General features: G+C 36.6%; 8 protein-coding genes and 1 pseudogene. 4 read left to right on the plus strand and 5 right to left on the minus strand.

The features are described from left to right. Together V7Z48_RS12485 and V7Z48_RS12490 are read right to left on the minus strand one after the other, a co-directional pair. Positions 1-1,562, minus strand: a pseudogene (locus tag V7Z48_RS12485) (hypothetical protein); the annotation flags it as partial. A gap of 168 nt (positions 1,563-1,730) precedes the next feature. Further along, a complete protein-coding gene (locus V7Z48_RS12490) occupies positions 1,731-3,485 on the minus strand; it encodes a T9SS type A sorting domain-containing protein (protein ID WP_334113891.1) in 1,755 nt (584 codons plus the stop codon). Between the two features lie 280 nt (positions 3,486-3,765). Here V7Z48_RS12490 and V7Z48_RS12495 point away from each other — a divergent pair, with 280 nt between their 5' ends. From V7Z48_RS12495 to V7Z48_RS12505, 3 genes are all read left to right on the plus strand, one after another. After that, positions 3,766-5,721 (plus strand): tetratricopeptide repeat-containing sensor histidine kinase, encoded by a 1,956-nt coding sequence (locus tag V7Z48_RS12495; RefSeq protein WP_334113892.1) that lies wholly within the window; start codon positions 3,766-3,768, stop codon positions 5,719-5,721. A 45-nt stretch (positions 5,722-5,766) separates the two neighbouring features. Further along, positions 5,767-6,402, plus strand: coding sequence for a response regulator transcription factor (locus V7Z48_RS12500; protein WP_334113894.1), 636 nt, complete (start codon positions 5,767-5,769; stop codon positions 6,400-6,402). A gap of 715 nt (positions 6,403-7,117) precedes the next feature. Further along, on the plus strand, positions 7,118-7,450 hold the full coding sequence (locus tag V7Z48_RS12505; protein WP_334113895.1) for a single-stranded DNA-binding protein: 333 nt from the start codon (positions 7,118-7,120) through the stop codon (positions 7,448-7,450). A 343-nt stretch (positions 7,451-7,793) separates the two neighbouring features. Here V7Z48_RS12505 and V7Z48_RS12510 read toward each other — a convergent pair whose 3' ends face one another. Genes V7Z48_RS12510 through V7Z48_RS12520 form a run of 3 tightly spaced genes read right to left on the minus strand, consistent with a single transcriptional unit; the run spans position 7,794 to position 11,631 of the window. Then, positions 7,794-8,315: a ferritin gene (locus V7Z48_RS12510; RefSeq protein ID WP_334113896.1), complete on the minus strand. Its 522-nt coding sequence runs from the start codon at positions 8,313-8,315 to the stop codon at positions 7,794-7,796. A gap of 38 nt (positions 8,316-8,353) precedes the next feature. After that, the gene (locus tag V7Z48_RS12515; protein ID WP_334113897.1) at positions 8,354-9,256 is read right to left on the minus strand and encodes a histone deacetylase family protein; all 903 of its coding nucleotides are present in this window, start codon (positions 9,254-9,256) and stop codon (positions 8,354-8,356) included. 5 nt (positions 9,257-9,261) lie between these two features. Then, positions 9,262-11,631, minus strand: a complete 2,370-nt coding sequence (locus V7Z48_RS12520; RefSeq protein WP_334113899.1) for a hypothetical protein — start codon at positions 11,629-11,631, stop codon at positions 9,262-9,264. Positions 11,632-11,843: 212 nt separating this feature from the next. Here V7Z48_RS12520 and V7Z48_RS12525 point away from each other — a divergent pair, with 212 nt between their 5' ends. After that, positions 11,844-14,429 (plus strand): phosphoenolpyruvate carboxylase, encoded by a 2,586-nt coding sequence (locus V7Z48_RS12525; protein WP_334113901.1) that lies wholly within the window; start codon positions 11,844-11,846, stop codon positions 14,427-14,429. Positions 14,430-14,554: the final 125 nt, after the last annotated feature.

Consider the following 14,554-nt stretch of genomic DNA (forward strand, 5'->3'; position numbering starts at 1 on the left):
GTCGAAAAAAAATTTGAAGCGGTAGTTACTGAACCAAAAGCAGTAGAAGATACACCAGATGCGATACTTCCTAAACCAAAAGCGGTGGAACGGGGGCCAGAAGCGAGAGTACTGGAACCAAAAGAAGTAGAACGGGAACCTGAAGCGATATTTCCTAATCCGAAAGAAATAGAATGTTCACCCGAAGCAGTCGAATTCTCTCCAAAAGCGGTCGAATATAATCCAACATTATCATCATCCCATTGAGTTGTGTTAACGGCTCCTACTCTAAAAGCCGCTTTCCTCGGATTCCAGACCATACGAACACCTATACCACTCGGTGCAATTGCCCCTGAATTTAAGGTCCCCGTGCTCACAAACCCATCCGTCCCCGAAATAGTAACGGCACCAGCATCAGCGATGATGGTATTTCCGGCTCCGGGACCACCAAAATCGTAGGCTTGGTCTAGAGTTCCTGAACTGCTGTTTTGCAAGTATTCTTTAGTCACTACAGCTTTACCATCTGCAGCATCAATCATGGCATTATCCATAGAAGGCAAGCGAGTCAAACCATTTTTTAAAACAATCATCGCATCGCTGCGTTCGGCTTCATCAACTGAACCATTATTATTTAAATCGATGGCATTTCCGATTACAAATAGACGATCTGCGGCATTGGCTACTCTAAATTGTGTAGCTCCATTGGTTGAAGGAGTATAGTTAGTGGCACCTACACCAATAACGGTTTCCCCAAAGCTACTGGCGGTGTTTTGTCTTCCAAATGAGGTTGAGCAAAAGGCAGTGGCGCTTGTACTTAAACCAAAAGCAGTGGATATATCTCCTGAGGCGATTGCATTTGAACCAAAAGCAGTGGAACCTGTGCTTGAAGAAGTTGTATTTGACCCAAAAGAGGTTGACGCCGGACCTGATGCAGTTGTATTTAAACCAAATGATGTTGAAAAAACAGCTGTAGCAATTGAGTTAGAACCAAAAGCAGTTGAACTATCACCTAATGCGGTGGTATTAGAACCAAAAGCAGTTGAAAAAATACCAATATTTGCATCATCCCATTGTGTTCCTGTGACATTACCAGCCCGAAAAGCCGATTTTCTTGGATTCCAGACCATTCTAACACCAGCTCCAACTGGAGCAAATGCTCCTGAATTTAAACTCCCCGTACTCATCAACCCATCCGACCCAGCAATAGTAACCGTACCAGCATCAGCGACGATGGTATTTCCCGCGCCAGCGCCGCCAAAGTTATAGGCTTGGTCAAGGGTACCACCATCACTACCTTTGACGGGAATCCATGTATTGCCAGCAGCTTCCCAATAATAAAACCCAGGTGTATTGCTGCCCACCGTGGTGGTTAAAAAAACCATCATGCCGTTTTGGTCGGTTCCTGGATTGATAGATGGAAAGTTGTCTATTTTCGGGATTAATAATCCGTCAATATTAGTCGGGTTGGCCTGACTACTTGAGCGGATATCCAATCGTGCATGGGGCTCAGTCGTATTAACCCCAACTTGAGAGTAACTCCAAAAGGAAAAACCTAGAAATGTATATAAAATAATCTTTTTCATAATTACTATTTTTAGCGGACGGTTGCATGATAGCATAATGGGCTAGTAAAGTTGGGAAGATTGACTACTAAATCCTATACCTGAAATTTTGTATTTTTAATCAAAATATCTACCTGAATTCAGGTATAGAAAATTAAATAATGCTTGTTATTTTGAATCAATAAATTTCTATAGTTTCATAAATCGCTTCATATGAGATAAATCTTCATTTACTGTGCGGAGCAAATAAATTCCTTGGTTTAGCCCTGATACGTTGATGGTATTAACGCCATTAATTAACTGGCCAGAGCTTACACGTTGCCCTAAGAGGTTGTAAATTTCAAAATTCATATCACCCAAATCATTTTGTAGCATGAGCTGTTCTTCCACTGGATTTTTGATGAGTTGCAAACTTGCTGTTTGGTTTTCGGAAATACTTAGTTCCGTAAGTTCAAAGGCATTTGATAGGTGTTGGCAACCCAGCACATCGGTCATTTGCACCGTGTAGGCGCCGTTAGCAGTAGGCGTGTAAACAGACGCTGTAGCGTCAGGAATAATCTCTCCATCTAGAAACCATTGAAAGTCTGGACCACTGCCGGTTGTGGTAAGGGTACTTCCCGTCTCTTCAATACTGGGTAAAACGATTGGGTTAGTGCTAAGGCGTAATTGTGATTGATACATCATCGCCCCACTTCCATAGGCTTGAGCGAGCCAGCGGTCTTCATCAACCTGGATCAGCCCGGTGATGCCTGTGTTAAGCGCAGGAAGCTTTGTCTGGCTGCCAGGAATTACAGCTCCATCACCATCCAATCGAATAAAAAAGCTACGCACTACTCCACCGCCATCATTACTAATATAGGAAGCGATAATTCCTCCATCTGCATCTGCATCTAGGGTTCTTGATTCAATGCCAAAAAACGTTGGCGCGGTGTTCGGCACGATGGCAGTACCATTGTCACCAAAAGTAGTATCTAAAGTACCATCAATAAGGTAGCGTGCGAAGACCATGGTTTTAGCCCCGCCTGATATATTATCACTTGTAGCAATCACCAAGCGGCCTTCTGAGTCTATGATACTTTGTATCCCTCTGGAACCGATATTGCGTAATGTTGTAGGATGTTGTGCACGGCCGTTTGTTCCAAACGTGGTAAGCATATTACCATCTATGTCAAAAGCATACATTACAGCACGAAAATTACCGCCATCAGTATTTTCAGCACGGGTGACCAAATAAGTACTATCGTTTGCTTTATGTACTTGTTCCCATTCTGCAAAAGAATAACTCATATTAGCATGAGAATGCATACGAATTCCTCCGGAACCAAAAGTAACGTCTGGTGTTCCATCTGGTAAGGCGCGCATCAGCCCTACACCTAAAGAACCACCGTTTATATTTGGAAATCGACCGATTGCCCCAAGAAGTGTATCGCCAGCAATTTTGATCATGTTACCAAAATTTCCGCTAGATACGCCCCCAGGTTGTAATAATATTTCCCCATTGTTCCCATAGCTAGAATCAATAGATCCGTCAGGCATAAGACGGAACAATGTTGGACGCCATGTGCTTACCTCTCCGCCGCTATTTGAAGCCCCAGATACCAGTATCTTGCCATCGGGCAACACTTGAGCCGCCGTTGATAATAAGCGTCGTCCGCTTGGAGAGCTAATAATGCTCAAACCATTAGTCCCAAAAGCACTGTCTGGTACGCCACAAATATCATATTTCATAAGGGTTGCACGAGTGTCAAAACTCCCAGCAAGTACCTTATGGCCGACACCGAGATAATACCCGTCGCTCATTTCAACAATGCCCCAGGTTGCCTGAGAGCTTAGGGAATTAGTATTAGGCGATTCTAAAACACCTCCATTGGCAAAACCAGGATCGAGAGTAGTTGGTTGGGCTTGCGAGATTTGCATGGTTGCTAGCATGATGTAGATGATCACAGTAGCTTTGTTTAATGTAGTTTTCATATTCATAATATTTATTTAATTGTTTTTTTAATTATTTTTTACAGTTCAATCTGTACCTAAAGAATTGATTATAATGATTAAAGTCGCTAATAAAGTTGACACTAGTACCCGCAAAATCCTATACCTGATTTTTTGTATTTTTAAGTTGAATAACTACCTGAATTCAGGTATTGGATATGTAAAATGACTGTTTTACCTTTCTAAGGTTGTTTCGTAAGCATGCAACACTGACTTAGATAAACGCAAAAATGATATGGTAAAGAATTGGTTTTCGGTTGTGCTTGTGCTTTTTATGGGATTGTGCTCTGCATTGCTATCAGCCCAAAATACAGTTCAGCAAGCGCTTTCAAAATCTATAGACTCTACAACCATTCTTATCGAAAATAGGTTAACAGATGCAGTGGTGCTTCCAGTAATTCAAGCAATTAGAGAAAAAGCCCAGACTCATCAGCTTATATATGAATACGCCTCTACTTACTTGATTGAGTCCAACCATCATTTTTTAAATAGCCACTGGGATGCGGCTATTAATGCTTCTCAAAAGGCTTTTGAAATCGGTGAATCTATGGACGATGGCATCCAAAAAACCGAAATCCTGGTCAAAGCCCTAAATAGCATTGGTTATGTATACAGCTTTCAGGGCGATTTTGCTGAAGGACTTTCTATAAGGCTTAGAGCTTTAGAAATCGCTGATGCTCGGACCAGTAGTAATTTAGATATGGGCAATTTGCTGTCTTGGATAGCCGATGATTACCGCCATTTATACCAATACGAAAAAGCCATTGAATATCTAAACAAAACAGAACCCTACTTACAGTATATGACGAACGAGTCGGTTGTGGACTATTATTATATTTACTGTCAATCGCTTGCTGCTTTGGGGAATTATAGTGAGGCAAAAACACAATTGGCCAATCTGGATACTTTTATTGCTAATAATAGCACTTTAACAGAGTACGACAGAAATATAGGTTACCTACAATCAACGAAACTGCACGGAGAGTTTGCCATGAATGATAAAGATTATAATCTGGCCATCGAGCAATATAACAAATACTTACACCATTCCGAAATATTAAAAAGCGATGTGCACATTGCCATTGCATTTAACAAAATAGCCCGTGCGTATCAATTGTTGGACAATAACGAACAAGCGCTAAAACATTTCAAATTATCCTATGATGCCTGCTTAAAGGACGGCTCATTAGATTATGCTTATAAAAACGCCAATGCCATCGCGAATCTATATGCTGAAAACAAGGATTTTGCGAATGCTTTTAGCTATAGTCAAAGTGCATTTCAATTAAAAGACAGCCTCAATGCGACTGAGAGAGTTAAAGAACTAAATTTTTTAGAGGCGAAATTTCAAGCTGGTAAAAAGGAGAAAGAGATTGCTGAATTAAAATTAACCAATACTGAACAAGAACTGAAAGCGGTTAGACATAACCGAGTGTTAATTATTGGTGCTATTGTGGCCTCTGCTTTAATTATCTTACTGGGATTGGCATACCATAATAGCCGTCAGAAAAGAATAATTGTTGAAAAAGAAAAACGAGCTGTAGAACAGCAGCAACAAGTGTTATCGCTACAGGCCATGGTCAACGGACAAGAGACTGAACGTACCCGAATAGCTAAGGATCTCCACGACAGCTTGGGAGGTGCGTTTTCCACTATTAAAATGCATTTAAGCTCATTGGAGCACGACCTGAAAAAGGAACAAAACATAGATTTGTTACAAAAATGCATCCAAATTGTTGGTAATACCGCTACTGAAGTGCGCAGGATTGCCCATAATATGATGCCCGAAGTATTGATTAAATTAGGATTGCTGCATTCAGTGCAAGAACTAGCTGACAACATAAGTAGCTCAAAACAGTTGAAAGTGAGGTTTCAACATTTTGGAATACAGGAGCGATTAACTTCGAACTTTGAAATCATGCTGTATAGAATTGTGCAAGAATTACTAAATAACATTATAAAACACTCAAACGCAACCGAAGCTATTGTTCAATTTATAAAAGAAAATAATAGATTAAGCATTACGGTAGAGGATAATGGCAATGGATTTTCTGGACAGGAAGCCACCAAAGGTATAGGTTTAGCTTCGGTAAAAGAAAGGGTACAGTACTTAAACGGAAGTCTATCTATAGATTCAGAATCGTCTGTAGGAACCACCGTTATGATGGAATTTTTACTTTCTGAGACATAGTTTTTTAAAAATTATACCTATTTTTATACTCATAACCATGCCGTTATGACAACATTATTCATTATCGACGACCATCCTTTAGTTGCCGACGGCGTAACGACTATGCTTAAATCCGAATCGAACATGAGCGTTATTGGGGTTGCCAAAACAGGGAAAGAAGCTTTGTCTTTTCTTGCAAGTAGTACACCAGATATTATTTTACTAGACATCAATTTACCAGATATAGATGGTTTAGAACTTTGTGAAAGAATAAAGGCATTAAAACTTAATAGTCAAATTTTAATACTAACGTCTATTAATGATTTTGCCATCATATCTCAAGCACTGTCTAAAGGTGCAAATGGGTATTTGCTTAAAGACATGGAAAGAAAGGAGCTACTTGAAGCTATTGATACAGTTTTGGACCGGAAAATTTATGTGAGTAACGCTGCTAACGAAAAGTTACTGGCACAGTATCAAAATAAGGCGAAGGACAAACCTCAATCAATTGTACTTACGCGAAGAGAAAAGGAAATTCTAGGACTTTTAGATAAGGGGATGAATGGCCCACAAATTGCCGAACATCTATTTATTAGTGCTTATACAGTGGAGACCCATCGCAAAAATTTGATGCAAAAACTCAATGCAACAAACACCCAAATGCTTCTAAAAATGGCTAGGGAATTTCATTTTTTAACTTAAGTGAAGTCGTTTATGAATTTATTATTATTTAAAAAAAACTAAGTATTGTAAAACAGGAGCAAACTACTAAGGTTATAAAACTTAAAGCAAACCAAAACTTCATAGCGCCTTGTAACAAGAATCGAATCCCAAAAAACAGGAACACCACTTGAGCAATTAAAAACGGAATAGTTAATAGCTTACCCAAAATACCTATTAAATTATGATTTATTTCAAATTTGAAGATGACGTGAATCAAAACAAAATAACCAACAATTATAAAATTGATAATGGTGAGATTTTTATGGTTGATTGTCATCCATAGTTTTGAAAGTTGTTACACAAAAATTCATTCAGTATTACGAATTCAAGGTATAATTTTATAGAGATTTAATTCAATATTGTTATAAAGAATCTGCATCTGATTTCAATTTTTTTCAAATTTTCAAATATTTTTTCAAATAACGTATTTAAAATTCTAAAAGCGAGAATTAATGATTTAAAAACCACATATACTTATGAAATATAGATAAATAAGATTTATCTTAATTCTGAAAAAAGTTCTAAATCCACTGTTTTACCAAGCAAATTATCCGTTTACAAACGTTTACAAACGAAACTAAATAGGTAACAACCGAATAAATTTTGCTGCCAGTTACATCTTTGCATCGTTGAATGAAACCAACTGGTAGAAACAACAAAATGTATTAACTGTTTAACATTAAATTTTATTATTATGAACGCATTAAGAAACAAAGTACAGTTGATTGGAAGATTAGGACAAGATCCAGAAATCGTAAATCTAGAAGGTGGTAAAAAGTTAGCAAAATTTTCAATGGCTACCAATGACATTTACACCAACGCAAAAGGAGAAAAGGTTGAGAATACTGAATGGCATAATGTTGTTGCCTGGGGTAAAGTAGCCGAGATTATTGAAAAGTATGTTAATAAAGGTCAGGAAATTGCTGTTGAGGGCAAACTTACTACTCGCAGCTGGGATGACAAGGAAGGTAACAAACGTTATACTACCGAGGTTGTTTGCAATGAAATGCTTTTATTAAGCAAATAAACAGATCTGATTAAATCAAAAAATCCCGACAACCTAGGTTGTTGGGATTTTTTCATTGGTAATATTCAAGTTTTTTGGAGCGTATCAGGAACCAATTTAAAAAGATAATTAGGCCACTTTTTTCTGTAAATCGAAACACGGACATTTTTTACAACGTTTGGTTTCGCATTTTTTGTATTTTTTGCAACAGTTACTTTTCACGCAACCTAGATGTTCAACACCTAAAGTGATAAGCTTTTCTAGACGCTTTTCTTTGAGTTTTTTGGCTTTCTTTTTACCCATTGAAGAATTACTAACAACACAAAGGTAACTATTTTTAATTATTCTAAATAAACTTTAACATTTAAACTGTCGAACTATCACCCGCCGAACTAACTACCGTAAGCTGTTGTATGTCTCTGTCAAACAAATACAAACCACCCTTGTCGTCACCAATCATTTTTATTTTATCTAAGATGGTTCTTGCTACTGCTTCTTCTTCGATTTGCTCGGCTACATACCATTGTAAAAAATTATGCGTGGCATAGTCTTTTTCCTGAAGTGTGATATGCACCAATTCGTTAATGCTGTTGGAAACAAAAACCTCATGTTCAAAAAGTTTTTCAAACATTTCTTTAAATGAACCGAAGGTTACATTTGGTGCGTTCAATTCCGAAATATGAGCATGACCGCCACGTTCGTTTATAAATTTAACCAACTTCAACATGTGTTCGCGTTCTTCGTTCGATTGATCGTACATAAACTTAGACACGCCTTCTAATCCTTTTACCTCTGCCCAAACAGCCATAGCGAGATAGATTTGAGACGATTCGGCCTCAATTCTTATTTGATTATTTAATGCAGATTCTATTTTTTTTGATACCATAATATTTTCTTTTTTGCAAAGATACAATTTGATTGGCTTTAAAAAAAGAGGTCTTGCGCCAGTCTAAATGTATTGGCGTGTGCATTTATAATTGTTTTAATATCGGGAGAATAGCCGCCACCCATAGAGCACATTACTGGTATTTTGGCATCTTTACATGTTTGTAAAACAAAGCGGTCACGTTCTGCACAGCCTTGAATCGTACAACTAAGTTTACCCAACTTGTCGGTTTCTAAAATATCAACGCCACACAAATAGTAAATAAATTCTGGTTGATGGTCTTCAATAAGTTTAGGCAAAGTTTTTTTTAAGGTATTTAAATAGGTTTTATCGTCTGTTCCGTTAGGCAAGGCAATATCCAAATCAGATTGTTCTTTTTTGAATGGATAATTACCAGCACCGTGCATGGAAAAGGTAAATACATCACTGTCGTGACTAAATATTTCTGCCGTGCCGTTGCCTTGGTGTACATCTAAATCGACAATTAAAATCTTTTTAATATTGTAATGCGCTTGTATATAGCGCGCACCAATGGCTTGATCGTTATACAAACAGAAGGCTTCACCGCGATTAGAATAGGCATGATGCGTTCCGCCTGCAATATTCATAGCAATTCCGTATTTTAAGGCAAATTCACTGGCTTTTATAGTACCATCGGTTATGATTAGTTCTCGCTTCACCAATACTTTAGATAAGGGAAATCCAATTTTTCGGGCTGCTTTTTTATCTAAGGTTAAATTATTTAAATCGTCAATGTAGGCTTGTGTATGAACCGCTTTAATTAAGGAATCGTCTGCAACTTCAGGGTTAAAGAAATTATGAGCAGCACAAGTACCTTCGTATAAAAGTTGGGTTGGTAGCAGCTCATATTTTTCCATTGGAAACCGATGGCCTGCAGGTAACGCATGTGCATAAATGGCATGGTGTGCTATTTTTAACATTGAAGTTACTCGATAGCTATTGTTTTTACTTCAGAAACAAATTGATTATCATTCGTAATACCTTCAATATATAAGTTTAAAGATGGGTTTTGTATATTTAAAAGAGATAAATTAATAGTGCCATCATCCGCTGGTTTTTGATTTGGAAACCAATTTATGACTCCATATTCTTTAAAAAACGATGTGTTGTAAAATTGATAAACTGGGGCATAAAATGTTTTATTTGCTGAAAATGTAAGTGGAAATTTGGTGCTTGTGATTCCAGATGATTGTGGTCTTGTTCTATTAAGGATTGATGGATCGGTGTAAATTTTTATAAACCCAGCACTTCCTCTAATACCACCACCGCCAAGTCCATACAAATCGGATTCTATATAATCGATAATTTCCATATTCATATTGCTTAAAATACTGTAATCAAGCAAAAGAGCATCATCTAAATAAACAAGTGGTGTATTCGGGCCCCAATTTACACGTGGATTTATGATGTTATATCGTCCTTGAAATTCATTTGCAATCCAACCAATTCGGTTTAGATATACAGATAATCTCATGTTTGACATTCTATCACTGTCATTAATTATACTTATTTTCACATTTATAGATTTCGATTTTAATCGCTCAGCTTTCGTGTTTTTTCTGCTGCCTTCTAACACAATCTCCTCCAGTATTTCCATGCGTTCCCATGAAGACCCTAGACTATTGTTCAACAAAGTATAATTATCTTTGAAGTTGATGTTTAGTACTGCTGTTTTGTTATTAAATTTTGGAATACCAGAAGGATGAAATCTTGGATATAGACCTGGTGCCTTTGTTTTTCCTTTTCCAATCATAAAACCAGCCTGAAAATACTCGTCTTCAATCGGCACTAAATTTGACTGTGAAAATTTTGTTTCTTTAGATTTAAGTTCAAAAATTTCTGTATTGTTGTTTTTTAAAGGATAAACTAGGTAAGTGCCTCCTTTTTCATTGTCGTTAACAGTAGCCACTACATCAATACCGCGCTCAAATGCTTTATCAAGAAGTGGGGAGCCCTTAAAAATTGTACTCCAACTATAACTACTCCAGCCTTGGGTAAGTAATAGTAAATCAAGGTTGAATTTGGTTTTTCTATCTGGATTGGAAAAATAGTATCCGCCATTTTCAATAGGCCCTCTTAGGTAAGGTTGAAGATAAACCGAAGACAATATGTTGTTATGATGGGTGTACGATTTGGTTCCTGATGGCAAAACGGAAATACTTAAGCTGTTGAATTTATCAAATGAAACATCTGCAAGTTTCAATTTCAACTTTAAACTATCTGCGTTTTTACTAACCATTACATTCTCGATAGTATTGGTTTGAATACCTTGGTAGTTAAAGAACAAGCGCTCTAGTAACGGATTGTTGTTTTCATCAAATAAGGTAAATATATTCATACCAGAGAACAGGTTTGAATAATCTATAACAACATTAACCTCCAGCTCATTATTAAAACTAAAGGGAACTATTTTAATTTCATCTCCGTTGTGCACGCCTAATTTATATACTTTTCTATCAACAAGTTCTAACCCCGAAGTATTAGTTTTAAAGTTTATGGATATTTTTGTTTGAAGATCGGTAACAGACATGGCAATACCGGTCGGCTTAATGTCACTTATATGGATTGATTTATTGTAATCATAAGACTCAACCTTTAAAAAATACTTTTCATTAAGCTTAGGTTTAAATATGGTCTTTCCAAGACCTACTTCATTTAGCAAAAATTCATTAATGATATTGTTTTGACTGTCTAAAATTTGAGCCTTGGCATTTGAAATCCCAAATCCATTATTGTCTTTTGCAATAATCCCTACAGTATTAAAAATGTCAGAAACGATGTGGCCACCTTCTGGCAAAATTTGTAATTCTATGTCGTCGTTTTTCGAGTTGAATTTAATTTCTTCTTCAAGATCGGCATTTATAACTCTAAATTTTTGTTCATAATGATTTTGTTCATCAAAATTTAGCATGTAATTGGTATAAGCCTTAAAAGTATATTCTTTTTTTGTGTAAGTACTGTCAATATTAAACACGTTGTTAGCAACACCATCTAACATAAATACGAGTTTTTCAGATATAGCATTACCGTCATTGTCGTAAATTCCACAGTAGAGATTAGAGGTCATTAAAGAGCGCTCCTTAGTAAATTTATCAAAAACGTAAGCGCTAAAACCAAGCATTTCACCCTCAACATACACCGATTTATTTAAGTGAACATAAGCAACTTCGCGGGGTGCGTCACTGTAATCTTCATAAGAATTTGTTAGCTTTTCATCTGACTGCTGAGCGTGACTGGTTGTTGCAAAATTAAAGAATAGAAGAAAAGTTAAAAGCGTTGGAATTTTTGAGTTCATGCAGAATTGTTTTAGTGGACTGAATAATATTTAACTATCAATTATCAAAAATTATTCCTGTATTAAAATTATGCTCAATTTTTTTGTTAAAATACGATTTAATTTCATGAATATAAAAGTGAAATGGTTAATTATTAAAACTTTATATAAAAATTAAGTTTTGCGCTTCCATTTTCAACAAGGCTTTAGTACTTTTAAGAAAATTTTCCAACATGTCGGTACAGCCAAAATTAGTACGTTTTAATAAAAACGTACTTTCTAAATATCAAATTTACAACAGTATTTTTATGACCTTGCCTTTTGACGCGGTTACAAAAACAGGGGTTTTATTGCCTTTGTTTCACGAAACTTGTGTGCGTGGGTTTAAAGCAGGTGATAATCCAACCACCATAGTAGATACTTTTTTTAAGAAGTATCAGGCGAGACGAAACGAGCAAAGTCAGATAAATTTATTTTTTAGGCTTATTCAATATATCGAAAGGCAAGTGGTACTTTTTGATGCCATTGAAGACGCGTCATTTTCCATAGTAAACAACATGGAAGGTATTGGCACCTTACGTAGTATCAAAGAAAAGGCCGTTTCTCAAAACAAAATGAAGGAATTGCGAAACTATTTAGAAGCTTTTAAAGTGCGTATTGTACTTACGGCGCATCCAACGCAATTTTATCCTGGCTCTGTTTTAGGGATCATAACAGATTTGTCGGAAGTTATCAAAACCGATAACCTTTCCGAGATCAATAATCTACTGGCGCAACTTGGGAAAACACCATTTTTTATGGAAGAAAAACCAACGCCTTACGATGAAGCTATTAACCTAATTTGGTATTTGCAAAATGTATTTTATCATTCCTTTGGTTCTGTTTACGACTATATTCAGCAGAATATTTTCGACGATTTAGAGATTGAAAATAACATCGTTAATATTGGCTTTTGGCCTGGTGGCGATAGAGATGGTAATCCTTTTGTGACCCCTGAAATTACCCTTAACGTCGCTAATAAACTAAAGGAAAGCATCATAAAAAATTATTTGGAAGATGTAAAACATCTCAAAAGACGTCTTACCTTCAAAGGGGTGAAAAACCGAGTAATAGACTTAAATGACAGGCTTTATAACACGTTTTTACAGAAGAGTAAATCTCCGCAAATCACGCTCGACTATTTAAAATCGGAATTGCAAACCATCCGGCAAATATTGATTAATGAACACCAATCGCTTTATGTGCAAGAGGTAACAAGCTTAATTAATAAAGTGCATTTATTTGGTTTTCATTTCTCAAGCTTAGATATTCGTCAAGATAGCCGTGTGCATGATAGTATGTTTAAAGCCTTGGTTGGTGAATGTATTGCCTCCGGAAGTAACGTTTTTCCTGAAGATTTTCTGAGTAGAACTGTGGCTGCACAACAAAAATATCTATCTGAAATCTCGGGAAACGTCGAAGGGATTACCTTTAAAGACGAACAAGTAATAAATATAGTCCAAACAATAAAAGCCATTAAAACCATCCAAACCGAGAACGGTGAAGTAGCTTGCAATCGATACATTATAAGCAATAACCAAACTACGATGAACGTCTTGCAACTATTTGCAATGCTGAAAATTATTGCTTTTGAAGATGCCCTAACAGTCGATATAGTACCGCTTTTTGAAACCGTTGACGATTTAGAAGTCTCGGATGAGGTAATGGAGCAACTGTACAAAAACCCACAATACAAAGCACATTTAGCAGAGCGTAATAACAAGCAGACCATCATGCTAGGCTTTAGCGATGGCACAAAAGACGGTGGTTATCTTATGGCAAATTGGGCGATTTTTAAAGCCAAGGAACGCTTAACTAAAATTTCAAAAAAATACAAAATAGATGTGATATTCTTTGACGGTCGTGGTGGACCACCAGCGCGCGGTGGTGGAAAAACACACCAGTTTTACGCCTCTTTGGGTCCAACAATTGAAGACAAAGAAATTCAACTTACCATTCAAGGTCAGACTATAAGTTCTAATTTTGGCACTAAAGAATCGTCCCAATATAACATGGAGCAATTGCTGAGTTCAGGAATCTCAAACCGCTTAGACGAAACCAATATTAAAATGTCGCGTCAAGACAAAGCAGTAATGAATAAGCTAGCTGCCATTAGTTATAAAACCTATGTAGATTTTAAAAACCATCCTAAATTCTTACCTTATTTAGAGCGTATGAGCACGCTTAAATATTATGCAAAAACTAATATTGGTAGCCGTCCATCAAAACGCGGTAAATCTACCGAGTTGGTGTTTTCCGATTTAAGAGCCATTCCTTTTGTGGGTAGTTGGAGTCAGCTAAAGCAAAATGTTCCCGGATTTTACGGCGTTGGAACGGCCTTAAAGTGGTATGATGAAAAAGGAGATTTTAAAAAAGTCAAACAACTTTATAAAAACTCTAGTTTTTTTAGAACGCTTATTGAAAACAGTATGATGTCGCTGTCAAAATCCTTTTTTGACCTCACTAAATATATGGCCGACGACGAAGAGTTTGGTGAATTTTGGAAGATTATATTTGAAGAATACACTACCACTAAACGCTTGATATTAAAACTCTCAGGCTACAGCGAACTTATGGAAAATGAACCAGCTGGAAAAGCATCTATTCAAGTACGTGAGTCTATAGTGTTGCCATTACTTACCATACAACAGTATGCCTTAAAGAAAATACAAGAACTACAAAAAATGCCACATCCAGATAAGGAAAAAATTGCAATTTTCGAGAAAATAGTAACGCGCTCGTTATTTGGAAATATAAACGCGAGTAGAAATTCGGCTTAAAAAAAAGCGACTGATGAAGCATCTTAACCAGTCGCTTTATATAGCATTATCTATAGTTTATTTTAAATACACTACCTCAAATTTTGCCAACGGTGCCATTCTTGCCTTGTTGAGTATAAGTGTCG

This window comes from Paucihalobacter sp., assembly GCF_036825875.1.
Classification (GTDB): domain Bacteria; phylum Bacteroidota; class Bacteroidia; order Flavobacteriales; family Flavobacteriaceae; genus Paucihalobacter.

Excerpts from the sequence above, each read along its gene's own strand:
- V7Z48_RS12515 (WP_334113897.1), bottom strand. The coding sequence starts at position 9,256 with ATGTTAAAAATAGCACACCATGCCATTTATGCACATGCGTTACCTGCA.
- V7Z48_RS12510 (WP_334113896.1), bottom strand. The coding sequence starts at position 8,315 with ATGGTATCAAAAAAAATAGAATCTGCATTAAATAATCAAATAAGAATT.
- V7Z48_RS12500 (WP_334113894.1), top strand. The coding sequence starts at position 5,767 with ATGACAACATTATTCATTATCGACGACCATCCTTTAGTTGCCGACGGC.
- V7Z48_RS12495 (WP_334113892.1), top strand. The coding sequence starts at position 3,766 with ATGGTAAAGAATTGGTTTTCGGTTGTGCTTGTGCTTTTTATGGGATTG.
- V7Z48_RS12520 (WP_334113899.1), bottom strand. The coding sequence starts at position 11,631 with ATGAACTCAAAAATTCCAACGCTTTTAACTTTTCTTCTATTCTTTAAT.
- V7Z48_RS12505 (WP_334113895.1), top strand. The coding sequence starts at position 7,118 with ATGAACGCATTAAGAAACAAAGTACAGTTGATTGGAAGATTAGGACAA.
- V7Z48_RS12525 (WP_334113901.1), top strand. The coding sequence starts at position 11,844 with ATGTCGGTACAGCCAAAATTAGTACGTTTTAATAAAAACGTACTTTCT.